20 protein-coding genes are annotated in these 23,745 nt (G+C 56.4%); 16 read left to right on the top strand and 4 right to left on the bottom strand.

The genetic code is table 11. The annotated features are described in order from the left end of the window. Positions 1 to 2: 2 nt before the first annotated feature. The 4 genes from leuC to leuL form a co-directional block, all read right to left on the bottom strand. A complete protein-coding gene (leuC, locus tag LG383_RS15395) occupies positions 3 to 1,403 on the bottom strand; it encodes a 3-isopropylmalate dehydratase large subunit (protein WP_106994226.1) in 1,401 nt (466 codons plus the stop codon). Positions 1,404 to 1,405: 2 nt separating this feature from the next. Continuing rightward, a complete protein-coding gene (gene leuB / locus LG383_RS15390) occupies positions 1,406 to 2,497 on the bottom strand; it encodes a 3-isopropylmalate dehydrogenase (protein ID WP_106994227.1) in 1,092 nt (363 codons plus the stop codon). Further along, positions 2,497 to 4,068: a 2-isopropylmalate synthase gene (gene leuA / locus LG383_RS15385; RefSeq protein WP_106994228.1), complete on the bottom strand. Its 1,572-nt coding sequence runs from the start codon at positions 4,066 to 4,068 to the stop codon at positions 2,497 to 2,499. Before leuA ends, leuB begins: the two co-directional genes overlap by 1 nt. Before the next feature lie 92 nt (positions 4,069 to 4,160). Continuing rightward, positions 4,161 to 4,247 (bottom strand): leu operon leader peptide, encoded by an 87-nt coding sequence (gene leuL / locus LG383_RS23035; RefSeq protein WP_106994229.1) that lies wholly within the window; start codon positions 4,245 to 4,247, stop codon positions 4,161 to 4,163. Positions 4,248 to 4,881: 634 nt separating this feature from the next. On the opposite strand from leuL, the gene leuO reads away from it, so the two are divergent. The 16 genes from leuO (at position 4,882) to LG383_RS15300 (ending at position 23,744) form a co-directional block, all read left to right on the top strand. Beyond that, positions 4,882 to 5,826 (top strand): transcriptional regulator LeuO, encoded by a 945-nt coding sequence (leuO, locus tag LG383_RS15375; RefSeq protein ID WP_225759581.1) that lies wholly within the window; start codon positions 4,882 to 4,884, stop codon positions 5,824 to 5,826. A 386-nt stretch (positions 5,827 to 6,212) separates the two neighbouring features. Beyond that, a complete protein-coding gene (gene ilvI / locus LG383_RS15370; RefSeq protein WP_225759580.1) occupies positions 6,213 to 7,937 on the top strand; it encodes an acetolactate synthase 3 large subunit in 1,725 nt (574 codons plus the stop codon). 1 nt (position 7,938) lies between these two features. Then, a complete protein-coding gene (gene ilvN / locus LG383_RS15365; RefSeq protein ID WP_032616525.1) occupies positions 7,939 to 8,430 on the top strand; it encodes an acetolactate synthase small subunit in 492 nt (163 codons plus the stop codon). A gap of 179 nt (positions 8,431 to 8,609) precedes the next feature. Beyond that, positions 8,610 to 9,614, top strand: a complete 1,005-nt coding sequence (gene cra / locus LG383_RS15360; RefSeq protein ID WP_106994232.1) for a catabolite repressor/activator — start codon at positions 8,610 to 8,612, stop codon at positions 9,612 to 9,614. Positions 9,615 to 10,213: 599 nt separating this feature from the next. Next, positions 10,214 to 10,672 (top strand): division/cell wall cluster transcriptional repressor MraZ, encoded by a 459-nt coding sequence (gene mraZ / locus LG383_RS15355; RefSeq protein WP_103178262.1) that lies wholly within the window; start codon positions 10,214 to 10,216, stop codon positions 10,670 to 10,672. Positions 10,673 to 10,675: 3 nt separating this feature from the next. Further along, entirely contained in the window at positions 10,676 to 11,617 is a 942-nt protein-coding gene (gene rsmH / locus LG383_RS15350; protein ID WP_106994233.1) for a 16S rRNA (cytosine(1402)-N(4))-methyltransferase RsmH, read from the top strand. After that, on the top strand, positions 11,614 to 11,979 hold the full coding sequence (ftsL, locus tag LG383_RS15345) for a cell division protein FtsL (RefSeq protein WP_106994234.1): 366 nt from the start codon (positions 11,614 to 11,616) through the stop codon (positions 11,977 to 11,979). The genes rsmH and ftsL overlap by 4 nt, the downstream gene beginning before the upstream one ends. Positions 11,980 to 11,994: 15 nt before the next feature. Next, on the top strand, positions 11,995 to 13,761 hold the full coding sequence (locus LG383_RS15340) for a peptidoglycan glycosyltransferase FtsI (protein WP_106994235.1): 1,767 nt from the start codon (positions 11,995 to 11,997) through the stop codon (positions 13,759 to 13,761). Beyond that, on the top strand, positions 13,748 to 15,235 hold the full coding sequence (gene murE, locus LG383_RS15335) for a UDP-N-acetylmuramoyl-L-alanyl-D-glutamate--2,6-diaminopimelate ligase (RefSeq protein ID WP_225759579.1): 1,488 nt from the start codon (positions 13,748 to 13,750) through the stop codon (positions 15,233 to 15,235). Before LG383_RS15340 ends, murE begins: the two co-directional genes overlap by 14 nt. After that, the gene (gene murF, locus LG383_RS15330; RefSeq protein WP_225759578.1) at positions 15,232 to 16,587 is read left to right on the top strand and encodes a UDP-N-acetylmuramoyl-tripeptide--D-alanyl-D-alanine ligase; all 1,356 of its coding nucleotides are present in this window, start codon (positions 15,232 to 15,234) and stop codon (positions 16,585 to 16,587) included. Before murE ends, murF begins: the two co-directional genes overlap by 4 nt. After that, positions 16,581 to 17,663: a phospho-N-acetylmuramoyl-pentapeptide-transferase gene (gene mraY, locus LG383_RS15325; protein ID WP_039030377.1), complete on the top strand. Its 1,083-nt coding sequence runs from the start codon at positions 16,581 to 16,583 to the stop codon at positions 17,661 to 17,663. Before murF ends, mraY begins: the two co-directional genes overlap by 7 nt. A gap of 2 nt (positions 17,664 to 17,665) precedes the next feature. Beyond that, the gene (gene murD / locus LG383_RS15320; RefSeq protein ID WP_225759577.1) at positions 17,666 to 18,982 is read left to right on the top strand and encodes a UDP-N-acetylmuramoyl-L-alanine--D-glutamate ligase; all 1,317 of its coding nucleotides are present in this window, start codon (positions 17,666 to 17,668) and stop codon (positions 18,980 to 18,982) included. After that, a complete protein-coding gene (gene ftsW, locus LG383_RS15315) occupies positions 18,982 to 20,235 on the top strand; it encodes a cell division protein FtsW (RefSeq protein WP_106994239.1) in 1,254 nt (417 codons plus the stop codon). The genes murD and ftsW overlap by 1 nt, the downstream gene beginning before the upstream one ends. Beyond that, a complete protein-coding gene (gene murG, locus LG383_RS15310) occupies positions 20,232 to 21,296 on the top strand; it encodes an undecaprenyldiphospho-muramoylpentapeptide beta-N-acetylglucosaminyltransferase (protein WP_166181598.1) in 1,065 nt (354 codons plus the stop codon). Before ftsW ends, murG begins: the two co-directional genes overlap by 4 nt. Positions 21,297 to 21,355: 59 nt before the next feature. After that, the gene (gene murC, locus LG383_RS15305) at positions 21,356 to 22,831 is read left to right on the top strand and encodes a UDP-N-acetylmuramate--L-alanine ligase (protein WP_106994241.1); all 1,476 of its coding nucleotides are present in this window, start codon (positions 21,356 to 21,358) and stop codon (positions 22,829 to 22,831) included. Beyond that, a complete protein-coding gene (locus LG383_RS15300) occupies positions 22,824 to 23,744 on the top strand; it encodes a D-alanine--D-alanine ligase (RefSeq protein ID WP_225759576.1) in 921 nt (306 codons plus the stop codon). The genes murC and LG383_RS15300 overlap by 8 nt, the downstream gene beginning before the upstream one ends. Position 23,745 lies beyond the last annotated feature (1 nt).

The raw sequence follows: 23,745 nt of genomic DNA, 5'->3' as shown, positions 1-23,745 counted from the left end.
CCTTATTTCAGGCTGCGAATATCGGCAAAATGGCCGGTCACTGCGGCAGCTGCGGCCATCGCCGGGCTGACCAGATGGGTACGCCCGCCGCGACCCTGACGACCTTCAAAGTTACGGTTGCTGGTGGAGGCGCAACGTTCACCCGGATTCAGGCGGTCGTTGTTCATCGCCAGACACATGGAGCAACCCGGCAGACGCCATTCAAAGCCGGCTTCGATGAAAATCTTATCCAGCCCTTCGGCTTCGGCTTGCGCTTTCACCGGACCGGAGCCTGGCACTACCAGCGCCTGCACGCCCGGGGCCACTTTACGGCCTTTCGCGACTTCTGCTGCTGCACGCAAATCTTCGATACGTGAGTTGGTGCAGGAGCCGATAAATACTTTATCAATCGCTACGTCGGTCAACGGCACGCCAGGTTTCAGCCCCATATAGGCCAGCGCCTTCTCTGCGCTGGCGCGCTCAACCGGATCGGCGAACGAGGCCGGGTCAGGAATGCTGTCGTTAACGGAGATCACCTGCCCCGGGTTGGTGCCCCAGGTGACCTGCGGCGCAATTGCTTCGGCCTGCAAGGTCACCACGGTGTCAAACTGTGCACCCTCGTCGGTTTTCAGGGTCGACCAGTACGCAACGGCGTCGTCGTAGTGCTGGCCTTTCGGGGCATGCAGACGATCTTTCACATACGCGAAGGTGATCTCATCCGGGGCAACCAGACCGGCTTTTGCGCCCATCTCAATGGCCATGTTGCACAGGGTCATACGGCCTTCCATGCTCAGGGCCTGGATCGCGCTGCCGCAGAACTCCACCACGTGACCGGTGCCGCCGGCGCTGCCGGTTTTACCGATGATCGCCAGCACGATGTCTTTGGCAGTGATGCCCGGTGCAGCCTGGCCGGTAACTTCAATCTTCATGGTCTTCGCGCGGCCCTGCTTCAGGGTCTGGGTCGCCAGCACGTGTTCCACTTCTGAGGTGCCGATCCCGAAGGCCAGCGCACCAAAGGCGCCGTGGGTGGCGGTATGGGAGTCGCCGCAGACGATGGTCATGCCCGGCAGGGTGATACCCTGCTCTGGCCCCATTACGTGAACAATGCCCTGGTACGGGTGGTTCAGGTCGTACAGTTCCACGCCAAATTCGTTGCAGTTTTTGATCAGCTCCTGCATCTGAATGCGCGCCATCTCACCGGAAGCGTTGATGTCTTTGGTCTGCGTCGAGACGTTATGGTCCATCGTGGCAAAGGTTTTGCCTGGCTGACGCACCGGGCGATTATGCGCGCGCAGGCCATCGAACGCCTGCGGCGAGGTCACTTCGTGAACCAGGTGACGGTCAATATAGAGCAATGGGGTTTCGTTCGGCGCTTCGAAGACCACGTGCGCATCAAACAACTTTTCGTACAACGTCTTCGCCATGATTACACCCCTTCAGCGACATAGCGGGCGATGATGTCGCCCATTTCATCGGTAGTAACTGCGGCAGCGCCACGGGCCAAATCACCGGTGCGAATGCCTTCTTCCAGCGCACGGTTGATGGCGCTCTCGATTGCCGTTGCCGCGTCGTTCGCATCCAGGCTGTAGCGCAGCAACAGCGCCAGAGAGAGGATCTGCGCAATCGGGTTAGCAATATTCTTGCCCGCGATATCCGGTGCTGAGCCGCCTGCCGGCTCGTACAGGCCAAACCCTTCTTCATTCAGGCTGGCGGACGGCAACATCCCCATCGAGCCGGTGATCATCGCGCACTCATCAGAGAGGATGTCACCGAACAGGTTGGAGCACAGCAGTACGTCGAACTGGGACGGATCTTTAATCAGCTGCATGGTGGCATTGTCGATATACATATGCGACAGCTGCACGTCCGGATATTCCCGGGCGATTTCGTTGACGATCTCACGCCACAGGATCGAGGATTGCAGCACGTTCGCTTTATCGATCGAAGTAACTTTATGGCCACGTTTGCGGGCAGATTCGAACGCGATACGGGCGATACGTTCGATCTCAAAACGGTGATACACCTCAGTATCAAAAGCTTTTTCGTGCTGACCGCTGCCTTCACGGCCTTTCGGCTGACCAAAGTAGATGCCGCCGGTCAGCTCACGCACGCACAGAATGTCGAAACCGTTGGCGGCGATATCGGCGCGCAGCGGGCAAAACGCTTCCAGCCCCTGGTACAGCTTCGCCGGACGCAGGTTGCTGAACAGCTTGAAATGTTTACGCAACGGCAGCAGCGCGCCGCGCTCAGGCTGTTCGGCTGGCGGCAGATGTTCCCATTTCGGGCCACCCACGGAGCCAAACAGCACCGCGTCGGCATTCTCACAGCCGGTCACGGTCGCCTGCGGCAACGGCGTGCCGTGGTTATCGATGGCGATACCGCCCACATCGTAATGGCTGGTGGTAATTTTCATCGCAAAACGGGTGCGGATCGCTTCCAGAACCTTCAGCGCCTGTGCCATAACCTCGGGGCCAATTCCGTCGCCCGGTAACACAGCAATATGGTAATTCTTCGACATTACACGGTTTCCTTATTGTTCTCTTTATTCTGAGCTTTGCGTTGCAACTCTTTTTCCACTTCGGCGGCGCGCCAGATGTTGTTCAGGACGTGAACCATCGCTTTGGCGGAGGATTCGACGATATCGGTCGCCAGGCCCACGCCGTGGAAGCGGCGGCCATTGTAGTTGACCACGATATCAACCTGGCCCAGCGCGTTCTTGCCCTGGCCTTTGGCCGTCAGGTCATATTTGACCAGCTCAACGTCGTACTCGGTGACGCGGTTAATCGCCTGGTAGATGGCATCCACCGGACCGTTGCCGTTGGCGGCTTCAGCTTTGATTTCGTCGCCGCAGGCCAGCTTGACGGAGGCGGTAGCGATATCGCTTGAACCGGACTGCACGCTGAAGTAGTCCAGACGGAAGTGCTCCGGCTCTTCCTGCTGTTTGTTGATAAACGCCAGCGCTTCCAGATCGTAATCGAAGACCTGACCTTTCTTATCGGCCAGCTTCAGGAAGGCGTCGTACAGATGATCCATGTTGTAGTCGGCGTCTTTGTAGCCCATCTCTTCCATGCGGTGTTTTACCGCGGCACGGCCAGAGCGGGAGGTCAGGTTCAACTGCACCTGGTTCAGACCGATGGATTCCGGAGTCATGATCTCGTAGTTTTCGCGGTTCTTCAGCACGCCGTCCTGGTGGATACCGGAGGAGTGGGCGAAGGCCCCGGTGCCGACAATCGCTTTGTTTGCCGGGACCGGCATGTTGCAGATCTGACTGACGGTCTGGCTGGTGCGCCAGATTTCATGGTGATTAATGCGGGTCTGCACATTCATGATGTCTTTGCGCACTTTGATCGCCATGATCACTTCTTCCAGCGAACAGTTGCCCGCGCGCTCACCGATACCGTTCATGGCACCTTCTACCTGACGTGCACCGGCGTGGACGGCCGCAATGGCGTTACCCACCGCTAGGCCCAAATCGTCATGGGTGTGCACGGAGATGATCGCTTTATCTATGTTCGGCACGCGCTCATACAGCCCGGTAATGATGTTGGAGAACTCGAACGGCATGGTGTAGCCGACGGTGTCCGGGATGTTGATGGTGGTGGCCCCGGCACGGATCGCTGCTTCAACCACGCGGGCCAAATCTTCAATTGGCGTACGGCCGGCGTCTTCACAGGAGAACTCAACGTCGTCGGTGTAATTACGGGCGCGTTTCACCATATAGATGGAGCGCTCAATCACCTCATCCAGCGTGCTGCGCAGCTTGGTGGCGATGTGCATTGGCGAAGTAGCAATAAAAGTATGAATTCGGAAGGCTTCAGCGACTTTCAGCGACTCAGCGGCCACATCGATGTCCTTCTCAACGCAGCGGGCCAGGGCGCACACGCGGCTGTTTTTGATGGTGCGGGCAATGGTCTGAACGGATTCAAAATCACCTGGAGAAGAGACCGGGAAACCCACCTCCATCACGTCTACGCCCATACGCTCCAGGGCCAGCGCAATCTGCAATTTCTCTTTAACGCTCAGGCTTGCCTGTAATGCCTGTTCACCGTCACGTAAGGTCGTATCGAAAATAATGACTTGCTGGCTCATGGGTTAGGTCCTTGTCTGAATTTGGGCGCCTTGCTACGAGCATAAAAAAACCCGCGCAGTGGCGCGGGTTTTTTGTGTTACCAGAGAACGATTCAACGCTGAATTTCGCCCGCCAGCCTACCGCGCACAGTGGATGCGTTTAGTAGTAGTAGACCGGTGAAACGAATGCTGTGATTCATGAATCATGCCCCAGATAAATAAGATATGCTTTTAGTGGTACTGGATACGCCGATTGATGTCAACCCCTGAGAGGTGAAAACGGTGATTCGGCATACCAGACGCCATCAGTGGAATTAGCTTATTGTGCTGGTTTTTCCCTTTCTGACAATTTTGTTCTTCTGCAGGATGTCGCTGAATACATCGATAGAATTGTTTTAATATACTTAATTGCAATTGTTCAAACTTTCGAAACAATACATCGGCCTTTTGAATGTGTTAACTTTCATCATGTTAACCTGATGCCAAGCGTATAAAGCCTGCGAAGGTAGTGTTACTGATAATAAAATGTTAAGCATTTAAATTAAGTTGCTATTAATATTTTATTAAAACTTAAATAAGCCTTAACTAAACGCCATATTGTTTATTTGTGTGATTTATGGTTTCATTCGATCTATAAACTTATAGATATGTTTTTTTCTCTCTGAACATGTTCTCACGTTTTATTTTGTGTCCCTGTCACGATTGACGGGTATTTATATATTCCTAATTTGTAACATTTCTCTTTTTCTTGTTTTATATGCGTGGTAAATCATATTTTTAAAAATGATTGTTGCGGACGAGTAAAGGGAGTTTAGCGTGACAGTGGAGCAGGATATGTCTGAAGAAAAAAATGAAAAACCGGCAGCACTCGACGGGGCAAAACCACAGCTCCGTACGGTAGATCTGAATCTGTTAACGGTATTTGATGCGGTGATGCAGGAGCAAAATATCACGCGCGCCGCGCAGTCGCTGGGGATGTCCCAGCCCGCGGTGAGTAATGCCGTTGCCAGACTCAAGGTCATGTTCAATGACGAACTGTTTGTGCGCTATGGCCGCGGGATCCAGCCTACGGCACGGGCATTCCAGCTGTTTGCATCGGTACGCCAGGCTTTGCAGCTTGTGCAGAATGAGCTACCGGGATCGGGATTCGACTCGTCCAGCAGCGAGCGTATTTTCCATTTGTGTGTTTGCAGCCCTCTCGATAACTATCTGACCTCGCTTATTTATAATAAGGTTGAAAAGGTCGCACCTAATATTCATCTGGTTTTCAAGTCTTCCCTTAACCAGAATACTGAACATCAGCTGCGTTATCAGGAAACCGAGTTTGTGATTGGCTATGAAGAGTTCCGCCGTCCGGAATTTTCCTGCGTACCCTTATTCAAAGATGAAATGGTGTTGGTGACCAGCAAAACACACCCGCGCCTGCACGGTACGCTGCTGGAGAGCGATATTTATCGCGAACAGCATGCGGTCGTCGCCCTCGATCGCTACGCATCCTTTAGCCAGCCGTGGTATGACACCCCGGATAAACAGGCCTGCGTGGCGTATCAGGGAATGGCGATGGTCAGCGTATTAAACGTCGTCTCGCAAACGCAGTTGGTTGCTATTGCGCCACGCTGGCTGGTAGAGGAGTTTGCCGAGCCGCTGAATTTGCGGATATTGCCGCTGCCGTTGAACCTGAACTCGCGGACGTGTTATCTCTCGTGGCATGAAGCTGCCGGACGCGACAAAGGCCATCAGTGGATGGAAGAGCTGCTGGTGAGCGTCTGCCGCCGCTAATCGACCTCAGGATAAATGGCGCTGTTGTTGTTATTTATCCTGACTTTCTTTTTATTATTGAAATATTATTCTGCAGCCATTTTTTTCATTGCCGCTTTCGGTCAGTAAAATTGCATGAATTACTGCACCTTTCCCTTTTTAAATGATGAATGCTCACGGCGCTTCGTTATCGTAGTTGATTTATCCATAACAAATATTAATACCTCATATTTCTTCTTTCACGCTTCTGCGTTCGCGCGGGTTTGCTAATTGCCTGCCTCCCGGGGAGCGGTTATGGTAACTGTCACTCTGCACAATAAAAAAACGCCAGGGGTGACCCTGACAAAAAAGACGGCACGGTGCATATTTTTCCTGTCCGTCTGAAACGATAAGCCTGGAGGCTAATCATGGAGATGTTGTCTGGCGCCGAAATGGTCGTCCGGTCGTTAATCGATCAGGGCGTGAAGCAAGTGTTCGGTTACCCCGGGGGCGCGGTCCTCGATATTTACGATGCGCTACATACCGTGGGCGGTATCGATCACGTCCTGGTGCGTCATGAGCAAGCTGCCGTACATATGGCCGACGGACTAGCGCGTGCGACAGGTGAGGTTGGCGTGGTGCTGGTAACCTCCGGGCCCGGCGCAACCAACGCCATTACGGGTATCGCTACCGCCTATATGGACTCCATTCCGATGGTGGTGCTCTCCGGTCAGGTCGCGACCTCGCTGATTGGCTACGATGCCTTTCAGGAGTGCGATATGGTCGGCATCTCCCGTCCGGTGGTGAAACACAGTTTCCTGGTTAAACAGACGGAAGATATTCCCGGCGTGTTGAAAAAAGCCTTCTGGCTGGCGGCGAGCGGGCGTCCGGGGCCGGTGGTGGTTGACCTGCCGAAAGATATCCTCAATCCGGCGAACAAATTGCCTTATGTCTGGCCAGAGTCAGTCAGCATGCGCTCCTATAATCCAACGACCCAGGGGCACAAAGGCCAGATCAAGCGGGCGCTGCAAACCCTGATCGCCGCCAAAAAGCCGGTGGTGTATGTCGGCGGCGGGGCGGTGAATGCTAAGTGTGAAACGCAGCTGCGCACGCTTATCGAAAAGCTGAATCTGCCGGTAGCCTCTTCGTTAATGGGCTTAGGGGCGTTCCCGGCCAGTCATCGTCAGGCGCTCGGCATGCTCGGTATGCACGGCACCTACGAAGCCAACATGACGATGCACAATTCCGATGTCATTTTTGCTGTGGGGGTGCGCTTTGACGATCGCACTACCAACAATCTGGCGAAATATTGCCCCAACGCCACCGTGCTGCACATTGATATCGATCCAACCTCCATTTCCAAAACCGTCCCGGCGGATGTGCCGATTGTGGGCGACGCGCGACAGGTTCTGGAGCAGATGCTGGAGTTACTGGCGCAGGAGAGCAGCGTCCAGCCGCTCGATGAGATCCGCGACTGGTGGCTGCAGATTGAGCAGTGGCGCGCGCGGCAGTGCCTGAAATATGACACCCAAAGCGAGAGCATCAAACCGCAAGCGGTGATCGAGACTATATGGCGACTGACCAAAGGCGAGGCTTACGTGACCTCTGACGTGGGTCAGCACCAGATGTTTGCCGCACTCTATTATCCGTTTGATAAGCCGCGCCGTTGGATCAACTCCGGTGGCCTGGGCACCATGGGCTTTGGCCTGCCCGCCGCGCTGGGGGTTAAGCTGGCGTTGCCAAACGAAACGGTGGTCTGCGTGACCGGCGATGGCAGTATTCAGATGAACATCCAGGAGCTCTCCACTGCGCTGCAGTATGACCTGCCGGTGCTGGTGCTCAACCTGAACAACGGCTATCTGGGCATGGTGAAGCAGTGGCAGGATATGATCTATTCCGGTCGCCATTCACAATCTTATATGAAGTCACTGCCTGATTTTGTTCGTCTGGCTGAAGCCTACGGCCATATTGGCATTCGTATCAGCGATCCGGCAGAGCTGGAAGCGAAGCTCAGCGACGCCCTTGAGCACGTCAACAATAACCGCCTGGTGTTTGTCGATGTCGTGGTTGATGGCACCGAGCATGTCTATCCGATGCATATTCGCGGCGGTGGTATGGATGAAATGTGGTTAAGCAAAACGGAGAGAACCTGATATGCGCCGGATATTATCTGTATTACTGGAAAACGAGTCCGGCGCGCTGTCGCGCGTGATTGGGCTCTTCGCACAGCGCGGCTACAACATCGAAAGCCTGACGGTTGCCCCGACAGACGATCCCACACTCTCACGGATGACTATCCAGACGGTCGGTGACGCCAAGGTGCTGGAGCAGATCGAAAAGCAGCTACACAAACTGGTTGATGTGTTACGCGTCAGCGAGCTGGGGCAGGGGGCTTACGTTGAACGTGAAATCATGCTGGTGAAAATTCAGGCCACCGGTTACGGGCGGGAAGAGGTGAAACGCAATGCGGACATTTTCCGCGGGCAGATCATCGACGTCACCCCCTCTATTTATACCGTTCAACTGGCCGGTACCAGCGATAAACTGGACGCCTTCCTCGCCTCGGTGCGGGATGTCGCCAAAATTGTTGAAGTAGCGCGTTCTGGCGTCGTGGGACTTTCCCGCGGTGACAAAGTGATGCGTTAAGGATAAAAGTTTCGCCTCGAGCTTGCCCGGTGTGAATGACCGGGCTTTTTTTTGTGCACCGATGTCGCTGTACCGACAAAAGCGGTTGCCGGACAGGCTATTCTGCGCTTAGATGTTACAAGATTTAGCCATAACCCTGACGAGGTCATGGACTCTTTTCTTTTTTTTAAGGGGCAATTGTGAAACTGGATGAAATCGCCAGGCTAGCCGGTGTGTCGCGAACGACGGCAAGCTATGTGATTAACGGTAAAGCGAAGCAGTATCGTGTCAGCGATAAGACCGTTGAAAAAGTCATGGCAGTAGTTCGTGAACATAACTACCATCCGAACGCCGTGGCGGCAGGTTTACGTGCCGGGCGCACCCGTTCGATCGGTCTGGTGATCCCGGATCTGGAAAACACCAGCTACACCCGGATCGCAAACTACCTTGAGCGCCAGGCGCGTCAGCGCGGCTACCAGCTGCTGATCGCCTGTTCCGAAGATCAGCCCGATAATGAGATGCGCTGCATTGAGCATCTGCTGCAACGGCAGGTTGATGCCATTATCGTTTCCACCTCCTTACCCCCTGAACATCCCTTCTATCAGCGTTGGGCCAATAATGCGTTCCCGATTGTCGCCCTCGACCGTGCGCTGGATCGTGAGCATTTCACCAGCGTGGTAGGTGCGGATCAAGACGATGCTGAAATGCTGGCGGCAGAGCTGCGCACCTTCCCGGCGGAAAACGTTCTCTATCTGGGGGCATTGCCGGAACTCTCCGTGAGTTTCCTGCGCGAGCAGGGTTTCCGCACCGCCTGGAAAGACGATCCCCGTGAAGTGGATTACCTCTATGCCAACAGCTACGAGCGCGAAGCCTCGGCCCAGCTGTTCGAGAAGTGGCTCGAAACCCATCCGATGCCGCAGGCTCTGTTCACCACGTCGTTTGCGCTGTTACAGGGGGTCATGGACGTGACCTTGCGTCGTGAAGGCAAGCTGCCATCGGATCTGGCGATTGCCACCTTTGGCGATCATGAATTACTCGACTTCCTGCAGTGCCCGGTGCTGGCCGTGGCGCAGCGTCATCGCGATGTGGCCGAGCGGGTGCTGGAGATCGTACTGGCAAGCCTCGATGAACCGCGTAAGCCGAAACCGGGTCTGACGCGTATTCGTCGTAATCTTTATCGTCGCGGCATATTAAGCCGTTCGTAATGATGTCAGGGCAGCGTGCGCTGCCCTGAATTTCTCATCCTGCATTAACCTGTTAATTCCCACATTATTTTTAAGATAATTCCTTTAAAATCTTTGCCTGCTACACGTTTTAATTCCCTTTACTGTTTAAAACGTCACTTCATGTTTATATTCTTGTTATTAGTGCGATGAATTGTATTATTTTGTTACATAACCGATCGGCAGTGCTGAATTATCAGTCGTTTTTTCTCTCTGGATCTCCCTGCCTGCACCTGCCCGCCACAGGCTTCGCGCCCGCGGTGCATCTGGCGCTGTCATCCCCCTGCAATATGGCTTAAAATGCCGCCCGCGTCGCAAACTGACACTTTATATTTCCCCGTGATGATATGAGGGGTTTTTAAGACGGGTATGCATATTTGCGTTTTTTCTCACAAATATTCATCACGTTAATTTTGCCGCGCCAGTTGTGCAGTTAATAGCCGGGTCAACTTCCATTCGTAAATCAGTGACATTTAGACAGATGTCGCGGAAGTCCTGGCTTGACAAGCTTTTCCATCGCTCCGTAAACTCCCTTAAGTGGGAATTTGTGGGTTAAAGTGGTGAGGAGGGGTGAGACTGGCATGTTCCGTGGAGCGACGTTAGTCAATCTCGACAGCAAAGGGCGTTTATCGGTACCAACCCGATATCGCGACCAGCTGAACGAGAGCGCTTCTGGTCAAATGGTATGCACCATTGACATCAACCACGCCTGCCTGCTGCTTTACCCCTTGCCTGAATGGGAAATCATTGAGCAAAAGCTGTCTCGACTGTCGAGCATGAACCCGCAGGAGCGCCGCGTGCAGCGGCTGTTATTGGGTCATGCCAGTGAATGTCAGATGGACAGCGCGGGGCGTTTATTGATTGCGCCCGTGCTGCGGCAGCATGCCGGTCTGACAAAAGAAGTGATGCTGGTCGGACAGTTCAATAAGTTTGAACTGTGGGATGAAACGGCCTGGTATCAACGGGTCAAGGAAGATATCGACGCTGAGCAGTCCGATTCCGCAACATTATCGGAACGATTGCAGGATTTGTCTCTATAAAAAATGATGGAAAATTATAAACATACGACGGTGCTACTGGATGAGGCCGTCAACGGCCTGAATATTCGTCCTGATGGCATCTATATTGATGGCACTTTTGGCCGGGGTGGCCACTCACGTTTGATCCTCTCCCATCTGGGCGCGGACGGCCGTTTGCTGGCAATCGATCGCGATCCGCAGGCTATTGCCGTGGCGAAAACCATCGATGACCCACGCTTTTCCATCGTTCATGGACCTTTCTCCGCGCTGGCTGACTATGTCGGCGAGCGCGATTTAACCGGCAAGATTGACGGGATCCTTCTCGATCTTGGCGTCTCCTCACCGCAGCTTGATGATGCTGAACGTGGCTTCTCCTTTATGCGCGATGGTCCGCTGGACATGCGTATGGATCCAACGCGCGGCCAGTCTGCCGCCGAGTGGCTGCAAACGGCAGAAGAAGCGGATATTGCCTGGGTGATCAAAACCTTCGGGGAAGAGCGCTTTGGCAAACGTATTGCCCGCGCCATCGTTGAACGCAACCGCATTGAGCCCATGACCCGTACCAAAGAGCTGGCGGCCGTTATTGCTGCAGCCATGCCGGTGAAAGATAAGTTCAAACACCCTGCAACCCGTACCTTCCAGGCGATTCGTATCTGGGTTAACAGCGAGCTCGAAGAGATCGAGCAGGCGCTGAAAAACTCGATTAGCGTCCTGGCGCCGGGTGGTCGCCTGTCGGTGATCAGCTTCCACTCGCTGGAAGATCGCATTGTGAAGCGCTTTATGCGTGAGCAAAGCCGTGGTCCGCAGGTGCCGGCCGGGTTGCCGATGACGGAAGAGCAGCTCAGAAAACTGGGCGGTCGCCAGCTGCGCGCTTTAGGCAAGTTAATGCCAGGCGAAGCGGAAGTCGAAGAGAACCCACGCGCCCGTAGTTCAGTGCTGCGTATCGCAGAAAGGACCAGTGCATGATCGGCAGAGTGGCAGACACCCTCAGCAAGGTAAAAGAGACGTTAGGCAGCAACGAGCGTCATGCCTTGCCGGGCGTTATCTGGGACGACCTGTTGCGTTTCGGCAAGCTGCCACTGTGTCTTTTCATTTGCATCATTGTGACGGCGGTTACCGTGGTGACCACCGCTCACCATACCCGTTTGTTAACGGCGCAACGCGAACAGCTGGTGCTGGAGCGTGATGCGCTGGATATCGAGTGGCGAAATTTGATCCTCGAAGAAAATGCGCTCGGCGATCATAGCCGGGTTGAACGGATCGCAACGGAAAAGCTGCAGCTGCAGCATGTTGATCCTTCTCAGGAAAATATCGTAGTACAAAAATAAGGGAAAACGCGACGCATGAAACCCGCGGCGAAGGCGCTAAAACCAAAACGTCAGGAAGAACAGGCCAGCTTTATCAGCTGGCGTTTTGCGTTGCTTTGCGGCTGCATTTTACTGGCGCTGGGTTTCCTGCTGGGACGCGTGGCATGGCTGCAAATTATCGCTCCCGACATGCTGGTGCGTCAGGGCGACATGCGTTCCCTGCGCGTGCAGGAGGTCTCCACCTCGCGTGGCTTGATCACCGACCGTTCCGGTCGTCCGCTGGCGGTCAGCGTGCCGGTGAAAGCGATCTGGGCGGATCCCAAAGAGCTGCATGATGCGGGCGGGATCTCTCTTGATAACCGCTGGAAAGCCCTTTCTGACGCGCTGAAAATGCCGCTGGATCAGCTGGCAGCCCGCGTTAACGCCAACCCGAAAGGGCGCTTTATCTATCTGGCGCGTCAGGTTAACCCTGACATGGCGGATTACATCAAAAAGCTGAAGCTGCCCGGCATTCACCTGCGTGAAGAGTCCCGTCGCTACTACCCGTCCGGGGAAGTAACCGCGCATCTGATCGGCTTTACCAACGTCGACAGTCAGGGGATTGAAGGCGTCGAGAAGAGTTTTGATAAGTGGCTGACCGGCCAGCCGGGCGAGCGTGTGGTGCGTAAAGACCGTTATGGCCGCGTTATTGAAGATATCTCTTCCACGGACAGCCAGGCGGCGCACAACCTGGCGCTGAGCATCGACGAACGTCTGCAGGCGCTGGTCTATCGTGAACTGAATAACGCCGTGGCCTTTAACAAGGCGGAGTCCGGCAGCGCGGTGCTGGTGGATGTCAGCACCGGCGAAGTGCTGGCGATGGCCAGCAGCCCGTCCTATAACCCGAATAATTTTGCCGGAACGGCCAAAGACGCCATGCGTAACCGTTCTATCACCGACGTCTTTGAGCCGGGTTCAACGGTTAAACCGATGGTGGTGATGACGGCGCTGCAGCGCGGCATCGTCAATGAAAATACCGTGCTCAACACCGTGCCTTACCGAATCAACGGTCACGAAATCAAAGACGTGGCGCGTTACAGCGAATTGACCCTCACCGGGGTTTTACAGAAGTCGAGTAACGTCGGCGTTTCTAAGTTGGCGTTAGCGATGCCGTCCTCAGCGTTGGTAGATACTTACTCACGTTTTGGGCTGGGAAAAGCGACCAATTTGGGGTTGGTCGGAGAACGCAGTGGCTTATATCCTCAAAAACAACGGTGGTCTGACATAGAGAGGGCCACCTTCTCTTTCGGCTACGGGCTAATGGTAACGCCGTTACAGTTGGCGCGTGTCTATGCAACGATTGGCAGCTATGGCGTCTATCGCCCGCTGTCGATTACCAAGGTCGATCCGCCGGTTCCCGGTGAGCGTATCTTCCCGGAATCGATTGTCCGCACCGTCGTGCACATGATGGAAAGCGTGGCCCTGCCCGGCGGCGGTGGCGTGAAGGCGGCGATCAAAGGCTATCGCATCGCGATTAAAACCGGTACGGCGAAAAAAGTCGGGCCGGATGGCCGCTACATCAATAAATACATTGCATATACCGCAGGCGTTGCGCCTGCGAGTAATCCGCGTTTTGCGCTGGTGGTGGTTATCAACGATCCACAGGCGGGTAAATACTACGGTGGCGCCGTTTCCGCGCCGGTCTTCGGTGCCATCATGGGCGGCGTACTGCGCACCATGAACATCGAGCCGGATGCGCTGGCAACGGGCGAAAAAAGTGAATTTGTAATTAATCAAGGCGAGGGAACAGGTGGCAGATCGTAATTTGCGCGACCTTCTTGCTCCGTGGGTAGCTGGTTTACCTGCGCGAGAACTGCGGGAGATGGTACTCGACAGCCGTGTGGCTGCGTCGGGCGATCTTTTTGTGGCAGTGGTTGGTCATCAGGCGGACGGGCGTCGGTATATCCCGCAGGCGATAGCGCAAGGTGTAGCTGCCATTATTGCTGAGGCAAAAGATGAAGCCGCTGATGGTGAAATCCGTGAAATGCACGGTGTGCCGGTCATCTATCTCAGCCAGTTAACCGAACGTCTCTCCGCGCTGGCGGGGCGTTTTTATAACGAACCTTCTGACCAGTTGCGCCTGGTGGGCGTGACCGGCACGAACGGTAAAACCACCACCACGCAGCTGATGGCGCAATGGGCGCAGCTGCTGGGTGAAACCAGCGCGGTGATGGGCACCGTGGGTAACGGCCTGCTGGGCAAAGTGAACCCAACGGAAAACACCACCGGCTCCGCCGTCGACGTGCAGCATGTGCTGGCCGGTCTGGCAGGGCAGGGTGCAACCTTCGCGGCAATGGAAGTCTCTTCCCACGGTCTGGTCCAGCACCGTGTTGCGGCGCTTAAGTTTGCCGCCTCCGTGTTCACTAACCTGAGCCGGGACCATCTTGACTACCATGGCGACATGGAAAACTACGAAGCGGCAAAATGGCAGCTGTATGCCACGCACCACGCCGGTCAGGCAATTATCAATGCTGACGATGAGGTGGGCCGTCGCTGGCTGGCTAAGCTGCCGGATGCCGTTGCGGTCTCCATGGAAGACCATATCAATCCCAACTGCCACGGCCGCTGGTTGAAAGCCACTGACGTGACTTATCACGACAGCGGCGCGACCATCCGCTTTGCCTCTTCCTGGGGTGAAGGCGAAATCGAAAGTCGCCTGATGGGGGCGTTCAACGTCAGCAACCTGCTGTTGGCTCTCGCCACTCTGCTGGCGCTGGGTTATCCGCTGCCAGCGCTGCTCAGCACCTCCGCGCGTCTGCTGCCGGTTTGCGGGCGGATGGAAGTATTCACTGCCCCAGGCAAACCTACCGTGGTAGTGGATTACGCTCACACCCCGGATGCGCTGGAAAAAGCGCTGGAAGCGGCCCGTCTGCACTGCGCCGGTAAGCTGTGGTGCGTCTTTGGCTGCGGCGGCGATCGCGATAAAGGCAAGCGTCCGCTGATGGGGGCCATTGCCGAGCAGTTCGCGGATATCGCGGTTGTGACCGATGATAACCCGCGTACCGAAGAGCCGCGCGCCATCATCAACGACATTCTGGCCGGGATGCTGGATGCCGGGCGTGCCCGTGTTGTCGAGGGTCGCGCCGAAGCGGTGACCAACACCATCATGCAGGCTGGCGAGAACGACGTCGTGCTGCTGGCCGGTAAAGGCCATGAAGATTATCAGATCGTCGGCACCAACCGTCTGGATTACTCCGACCGTGTGACCGCAGCGCGTCTGCTGGGAGTGATGGCATGATTAGCGTAACGCTAAGCCAGCTGGTAACTATCCTGGGCGCAGACGTCAGCGGCGAGCTGACCTTCGATGCGGTCACCACCGACACGCGTAAAATCACTCCCGGCTGCCTGTTTGTGGCGTTGAAGGGTGAGCGTTTCGATGCGCACGATTTTGCGGAGCAGGCGAAAGCCGCGGGCGCAGGCGCGCTGCTGGTGAGCCGTAAACTGGATATCGACCTGCCGCAGGCGGTGGTGAAAGACACCCGCCTGGCGTTTGGTGAACTGGCTGCATGGGTTCGCCAGCAGGTCCCGGCGCGCATTGTCGCGCTGACCGGCTCCTCCGGTAAAACCTCCGTCAAAGAGATGGCCGCCGCGATCCTTAGTCAGTGTGGCAAAACCCTCTATACCGCAGGCAATCTGAATAATGACATCGGCGTGCCGATGACGCTCCTGCGTCTGACCCACGAGCATGAATATGCGGTGATTGAACTCGGCGCTAACCATCAGGGCGAAATCGCCTGGACCGTTAGCCTGACGCAGCCGGAAGCGGCGCTGGTGAATAACCTCGCCGCAGCGCATCTGGAAGGTTTCGGCTCGCTGGAAGGCGTGGCGAAAGCGAAGGGCGAGATCTACACCGGCCTGCCGGTCGACGGCATCGCCATCATGAATGCCGACAACAACGACTGGCTGAACTGGAAAAGCGTTATCGGGGATCGTAAAACCTGGCGCTTCTCACCGAATGCCGCCAACAGCGACTTCACCGCCACCAACGTCCATGTGACCTCCCACGGTACCGAATTTACGCTGCAGACCCCAACGGGGGATGTGGATGTACTGCTGCCGCTGCCGGGTCGTCACAATATCGCCAATGCCCTCGCCGCCACTGCGCTGACGATGGCGGTCGGCGCACCGCTGTCGGCTATCAAAGCCGGTCTGGCGAACCTGAAAGCCGTTCCCGGACGCCTGTTCCCGATCCCGCTGGCGGAAAACAAACTGCTGCTGGATGACTCCTACAACGCCAACGTTGGCTCCATGACCGCTGCGGTACAGGTGCTGTCTGAGATGCCCGGTTATCGCGTGTTGGTGGTCGGCGATATGGCCGAGCTGGGTGATGAGAGCGAAGCCTGTCACATCCAGGTGGGTGAAGCGGCGAAAGCCTCCGGTATCGATCGCGTGTTAAGCGCCGGTCATCTTAGTCAAAATATCAGCCAGGCCAGCGGCGTCGGTGAGCATTTTGCCGATAAAGCGGCGTTGATCGCCCGCCTTAAGGCCCTGGTCGAAGAACAACAAATTGTGACAGTTTTAGTGAAAGGTTCACGCAGTGCCGCCATGGAAGAGGTTGTGCACGCTTTACAGGAGAATGGGACATGTTAGTGTGGCTGGCCGAACATTTGGTCAAATATTATTCCGGCTTTAACGTCTTTTCCTATCTGACGTTTCGCGCCATCGTCAGCCTGCTGACTGCGCTGTTCATCTCCTTGTGGATGGGCCCGCGCATGATTGCCCGTCTGCAAAAACTCTCTTTCGGTCAGGTTGTGCGTAACGACGGTCCCGAATCACACTTCAGTAAACGTGGCACGCCGACCATGGGCGGCATTATGATCCTCACCGCGATTGTGGTGTCGGTGCTGCTGTGGGCTTACCCATCAAACCCGTACGTCTGGTGCGTGCTGGTGGTGCTGGTGGGCTATGGAATTATCGGTTTTGTCGACGACTACCGCAAAGTGGTGCGTAAAGACACCAAAGGCCTGATTGCCCGCTGGAAGTATTTCTGGATGTCGGTGATTGCGCTGGGCGTGGCCTTTGCGCTCTATCTGGCAGGTAAAGACACCCCGGCCACCGAGCTGGTAGTGCCGTTCTTCAAAGACGTCATGCCGCAGCTGGGTCTGTTCTACATCCTGCTGGCCTACTTCGTGATTGTCGGTACCGGCAACGCGGTAAACCTGACTGACGGCCTCGACGGCCTGGCGATCATGCCCACGGTCTTCGTCGCGGCGGGCTTTGCCTTAGTGGCCTGGGCGAGCGGCAACATGAACTTCGCCAGCTATCTGCACATCCCGTATCTGCGCCATGCCGGTGAACTGGTGATCGTCTGTACGGCGATTGTCGGCGCGGGCCTCGGCTTCCTGTGGTTTAACACCTACCCGGCGCAGGTCTTTATGGGCGACGTCGGTTCGCTGGCACTTGGCGGCGCGCTGGGCATTATCGCCGTGCTGCTGCGTCAGGAGTTCCTGCTGGTGATCATGGGCGGCGTGTTCGTGGTCGAAACCCTGTCGGTGATCCTGCAGGTGGGCTCCTTCAAGCTGCGCGGACAGCGCATCTTCCGGATGGCGCCTATCCATCACCACTATGAACTGAAAGGCTGGCCAGAACCGCGCGTGATCGTGCGCTTCTGGATTATTTCGCTGATGCTGGTGCTGATTGGCCTGGCAACGCTGAAGGTACGTTAATCATGGCAGATTACCAGGGTAAAAAAGTCGTCATCATCGGGTTAGGCTTAACCGGCCTCTCCTGCGTGGACTTTTTCCTCGCGCGGGGTGTGACGCCCCGCGTAATGGATACGCGTGTTTCTCCGCCTGGTCTGGATAAACTGCCGGAGCAGGTTGAACGCCACCTTGGTGGTCTGAATGAAACGTGGCTCAACGCCGTGGATCTGATTGTCGCCAGCCCGGGTATCGCCCTGGCTCATCCGGCGTTAAGCGCTGCGGCGGACGCGGGCGTCGAGATCGTCGGTGATATCGAACTGTTCTGCCGTGAAGCCCAGGCGCCCATTGTGGCCATTACCGGTTCTAACGGCAAAAGCACCGTTACCAGCCTGGTGGGTGAAATGGCGAAAGCGGCAGGCGTCAATGTGGGCGTGGGCGGTAATATCGGCCTGCCAGCGTTGATGCTGCTGGATGCGGCCCGCGAGCTGTACATCCTTGAGCTCTCCAGCTTCCAGCTGGAAACCACCTCCAGCCTGCAGGCGGTGGCGGCCACCATCCTCAACGTGACCGAAGACCATATGGATCGCTATCCGTTTGGCCTGCAGCAGTATCGTGCCGCCAAGCTGCGTGTCTATGAAAATGCCCATGTCTGCGTGGTGAACGCCGATGATGCGCTGACCATGCCGGTACGCGGGGCGGACGAACGCTGCGTGAGCTTTGGCATCAATATGGGCGACTATCACCTGAATCGTCAGCAGGGCGAAACCTGGCTGCGGGTGAAGGGTGAGAAGGTGCTGAACGTGAAAGAGATGCACCTGACGGGTCAGCATAACTATACCAACGCGCTGGCCGCACTGGCGCTGGCGGATGCCGCCGGTCTGCCGCGCGCCACCAGCCTGAAAGCGCTGACTACCTTTAGCGGTCTGGCGCATCGTTTCCAGCTGGCGCTGGAGCATAACGGCGTACGCTGGATCAACGATTCAAAAGCCACCAACGTCGGCAGCACCGAAGCGGCGCTGAATGGTCTGCACATTGATGGCACCCTGCATCTGCTGCTGGGTGGCGACGGCAAATCGGCTGATTTCTCTTCGCTGAAGCAGTACCTCGGCGGTGACAACGTGCGTCTCTACTGCTTTGGCCGTGACGGTGCCGAACTGGCGGCGCTGCGTCCGGACGTTGCCGAGCAAACCGACACCATGGAGCAGGCAATGCGGCTGATTGCCCCGCGCGTGAAGCCGGGCGACATGGTGCTGCTTTCTCCGGCCTGCGCCAGTCTCGATCAGTTTAAGAACTTCGAGCAACGCGGCGATCTCTTTACCCGCCTGGCGAAGGAGTTAGGCTGATGCGCTTCTCTCTCCCTCACCTGAGAATGCCCCGGATGCCCCGGATGCCAGGATTTGGCATCCTGATGTGGATCTCGTCGGCGTTAAAGGGCTGGGTCATGGGCTCCCGGGATAAAGATTCCGATAGCCTGATTATGTACGACCGCATGCTGCTCTGGCTCACGCTGGGGCTGGCGGCGATTGGCTTTATTATGGTGACCTCGGCCTCGATGCCCGTCGGGCAGCGTCTGGCTAACGATCCCTTCCTGTTCGCCAAGCGTGACGGGCTGTACATCATCCTGGCGTTCTGTCTGGCGATGGTGACGTTACGTCTGCCGATGTCATTCTGGCAGCGCCACAGTACCGCAATGCTGATCGCCTCGATCGTCATGCTGCTGATTGTGCTGGTGGTGGGTAGCTCGGTAAACGGGGCATCGCGCTGGATTGCCTTCGGCCCGCTGCGTATACAGCCTGCGGAATTCACCAAGCTGTCGCTGTTCTGCTATCTCGCCAACTACCTGGTGCGTAAGGTGGATGAGGTCCGCAACAACCTGCGCGGCTTCTTAAAACCGATGGGCGTGATCCTTGTGCTGGCGGTGCTGCTGTTGGCCCAGCCTGACCTCGGTACCGTGGTGGTGCTGTTCGTGACCACCCTGGCGATGCTATTCCTGGCCGGAGCAAAATTGTGGCAGTTCATCGCCATCATCGGGATGGGGATTTCGGCGGTGGTGCTGCTGATCCTTGCCGAGCCGTACCGTATCCGCCGTGTGACCTCTTTCTGGAACCCGTGGGAAGATCCGTTCGGCAGCGGCTATCAGCTGACCCAGTCACTGATGGCCTTTGGCCGCGGTGAAGTATGGGGCCAGGGGCTGGGGAATTCCGTGCAAAAACTCGAGTATTTACCCGAGGCGCATACCGACTTCATCTTCTCCATTATTGGGGAAGAACTGGGTTATATCGGTGTGGTACTGGCACTTTTAATGGTATTCTTCGTGGCTTTCCGTGCGATGTCGATCGGCCGGAAAGCACTGGTTATCGACCACCGTTTCTCCGGTTTTTTGGCCTGTTCAATCGGTATCTGGTTCAGTTTTCAGGCTTTAGTTAACGTCGGTGCCGCAGCAGGTATGCTGCCAACCAAGGGTCTGACGTTGCCGTTAATCAGTTATGGTGGTTCGAGTCTGTTGATCATGTCGACCGCCATTATGTTTTTGCTACGCATAGATTATGAAACGCGTCTGGAAAATGCCCAGGCGTTTACACGAGGTTCACGATGAATCAACCGAAGCGGTTAATGGTGATGGCAGGCGGTACCGGCGGACATGTGTTCCCGGGACTGGCGGTTGCGCACCATTTAATGGATCAGGGCTGGCAGGTACGCTGGCTGGGAACCGCAGACCGCATGGAGGCCGATCTGGTGCCGAAGCACGGGATCGAGATCGACTTTATCCATATCTCCGGCCTGCGTGGCAAGGGGATTAAAGCTCTGCTGCTGGCACCGGTGCGCATTTTCAACGCCTGGCGCCAGGCGCGGGCGATCATGAAGCGTTTTAAGCCGGACGTGGTGCTGGGAATGGGCGGGTATGTCTCTGGTCCAGGTGGACTGGCGGCGTGGTCGCTGGGGATCCCGGTTGTGCTGCATGAGCAGAACGGTATTGCTGGCCTGACCAACAAGTGGCTCTCCCGGATCGCCAGCAAAGTGATGCAGGCTTTCCCCGGCGCATTTCCGAAAGCGGACGTGGTGGGCAATCCGGTGCGTGTAGACGTGCTGGCGCTGCCGTTGCCGCAGGAGCGCCTTGTAGGACGTGAAGGTCCGGTGCGTGTGCTGGTGGTGGGCGGCTCTCAGGGCGCGCGCATTCTGAACCAGACGCTACCGCAAGTCGCAGCGAAGCTCGGTGACGCGGTGACCATCTGGCATCAAAGCGGGAAGGGCGGTCAGCAAACGGTCGAACAGGCGTATGCCGACGCGGGCCAGCCGCAGCATAAAGTGACTGAATTTATCGACGACATGGCGGCGGCGTATGCCTGGGCCGATGTCGTTGTCTGCCGCTCCGGCGCGCTGACGGTGAGCGAAATTGCCGCCGCAGGCTTACCGGCGCTGTTTGTGCCGTTCCAGCACAAAGATCGTCAGCAGTACTGGAATGCGTTGCCGCTTGAGAAAGCCGGCGCCGCGAAAATTTTTGAACAGCCGCAGTTCACCGCAGACGCGGTCGCCACCACCCTGGCGGGCTGGAACCGGGAGACATTACTGGAGATGGCGCAGCACGCACGTGCCGCAGCGATCCCGGATGCAACGGAGCGGGTGGCGAAAGAAGTGAGCCTGGCAGCCCAGGTTTAACCCTCGCAGCGCGTGTTGCGCTGCACGAATTTTTTGAAGTAGTCGATGGCGTTTAGAGAATGAATACACAACAACTGGCGAAACTGCGTTCAATCGTGCCCGAGATGCGTCGCGTCCGGCACATTCACTTTGTTGGCATCGGCGGCGCCGGTATGGGCGGTATTGCCGAAGTGCTGGCGAATGAAGGCTACCAGATCAGCGGTTCCGATCTGGCGCCGAACCCTGTTACGCAACAGTTGGCGTCCCTTGGTGCGACCATCTATTTTAACCATCGCCCGGAAAACGTCCTTGATGCCAGCGTGGTTGTAGTCTCCAGCGCCATCTCTGCCGACAACCCGGAAATCGTTGCCGCACACGAAGCGCGTATCCCGGTGATCCGCCGTGCCGAGATGCTGGCCGAGCTGATGCGTTTTCGTCACGGCATCGCCATCGCCGGTACTCACGGTAAAACCACCACCACGGCGATGGTCTCCAGTATTTATGCCGAAGCGGGCCTCGATCCGACCTTCGTCAACGGCGGGCTGGTGAAAGCCGCAGGCGTACACGCGCGCCTGGGCAACAGCCGTTATCTGATTGCCGAAGCAGATGAAAGCGACGCGTCCTTCCTGCATCTGCAGCCGATGGTGGCGATTGTCACCAACATCGAAGCTGACCATATGGATACCTACCAGGGCGACTTCGAAAATTTAAAGCAAACATTCATAAACTTTCTCCACAATCTGCCGTTTTATGGACGGGCGGTAATGTGCGTTGACGATCCGGTGATCCGCGAGCTGCTGCCGCGCGTCGGTCGTCAAATCACGACCTACGGCTTCAGCGAAGACGCTGACGTACGTGTGGAAAGCTACAAGCAGGTCGGTGCGCAGGGGCATTTCACCCTCGCGCGTCAGGATAAAGAGCTGCTGCAGGTCACGCTGAATGCCCCAGGCCGTCACAACGCCCTGAACGCTGCAGCGGCCGTTGCGGTAGCTACAGAAGAAGGCATTGACGACGAAGCCATTCTGCGGGCGCTGGAAAGCTTCCAGGGTACCGGTCGTCGTTTCGATTTCCTCGGCGAGTTCCCACTGGAAACCGTTAACGGAAAAAGCGGCACCGCGATGCTGGTTGATGACTACGGTCATCACCCGACCGAAGTGGATGCGACGATCAAAGCGGCACGCGCGGGCTGGCCGGACAAAAATCTGGTGATGGTGTTCCAGCCACACCGCTATACCCGTACCCGTGACCTGTACGACGATTTCGCAAACGTGCTGTCACAGGTTGATGCTCTGCTGATGCTGGATGTTTACTCAGCGGGCGAAGCGGCCATTCCGGGCGCTGACAGTCGCTCCCTGTGCCGCACCATTCGCGGCCGCGGCAAGATTGACCCGATTCTTGTCTCCGATCATGCCCAGGCAGCCGCGATGCTTGCCCCGGTGTTGACCGGCAATGATTTGATTCTGGTGCAGGGTGCGGGAAATATCGGCAAGATCGCCCGTACGCTGGCCGAAATCAAACTGAAGCCGCAAATTTCGGAGGAAGAGCGTCATGGCTGATAAGATTGCGGTCCTCTCTGGCGGCACCTCTGCAGAGCGCGAGGTTTCCCTGAATTCCGGTGCTGCGGTACTGGCAGGGCTTCGCGAAGGCGGCATTGATGCGCACCTGGTCGATCCGAAAGAGACTGACGTGACGCGCCTGAAAGAGATGGGTTTTGCTAAAGTCTTTATCGCCCTGCATGGCCGCGGCGGTGAAGACGGTACGCTGCAGGGCTTGCTGGACATCATCGGCCTGCCATATACCGGCAGCGGCGTAATGGCCTCGGCCATCTCCATGGACAAACTGCGCAGCAAATTGCTGTGGCAGGGGGCCGGTTTGCCGGTTGCGCCATGGGTGGCACTGACCCGTCGTGAATTTGAGCAGGGCCTTGATGCTAGCGTCACTGAACGTATTGCGGCGCTGGGATTGCCGGTAATCGTTAAGCCGAGCCGTGAAGGCTCAAGCGTAGGAATGTCTAAAGTTGACGAAGCAGGCGATATATCATCTGCATTAGCGCTGGCATTTCAACATGATGAAGAAGTTCTGATAGAAAAATGGCTCAGCGGACCGGAATTTACCGTTGCGATGCTCGGTGAAGAAATTTTACCGTCAATTCGTATCCAACCAGCAGGAACCTTCTATGATTATGAGGCGAAGTATCTCTCTGATGAGACGCAATATTTCTGCCCAAGTGGTCTGGAAGCGGAGCGTGAGACCCTTTTAAAGGCTCTGGTGCTCAAAGCCTGGCATGTACTTGGCTGCCGTGGCTGGGGACGAATCGACGTGATGCAGGATAGTGATGGGCAGTTTTATCTGCTGGAAGCCAATACTTCGCCGGGGATGACCAGCCATAGCCTGGTGCCGATGGCGGCGCGCCAGGCGGGAATGAGTTTCTCGCAGCTCGTGGTTCGCATTCTGGACCAGGCGGGCTGAT

Source organism: Leclercia sp. Marseille-Q4284, from assembly GCF_916618945.1.
In the GTDB taxonomy this organism is placed as follows: domain Bacteria; phylum Pseudomonadota; class Gammaproteobacteria; order Enterobacterales; family Enterobacteriaceae; genus Enterobacter; species Enterobacter tamurae.
Note: the sequence above shows the minus strand (reverse complement) of the source record. Positions and strands in the feature narration are given on the sequence as shown.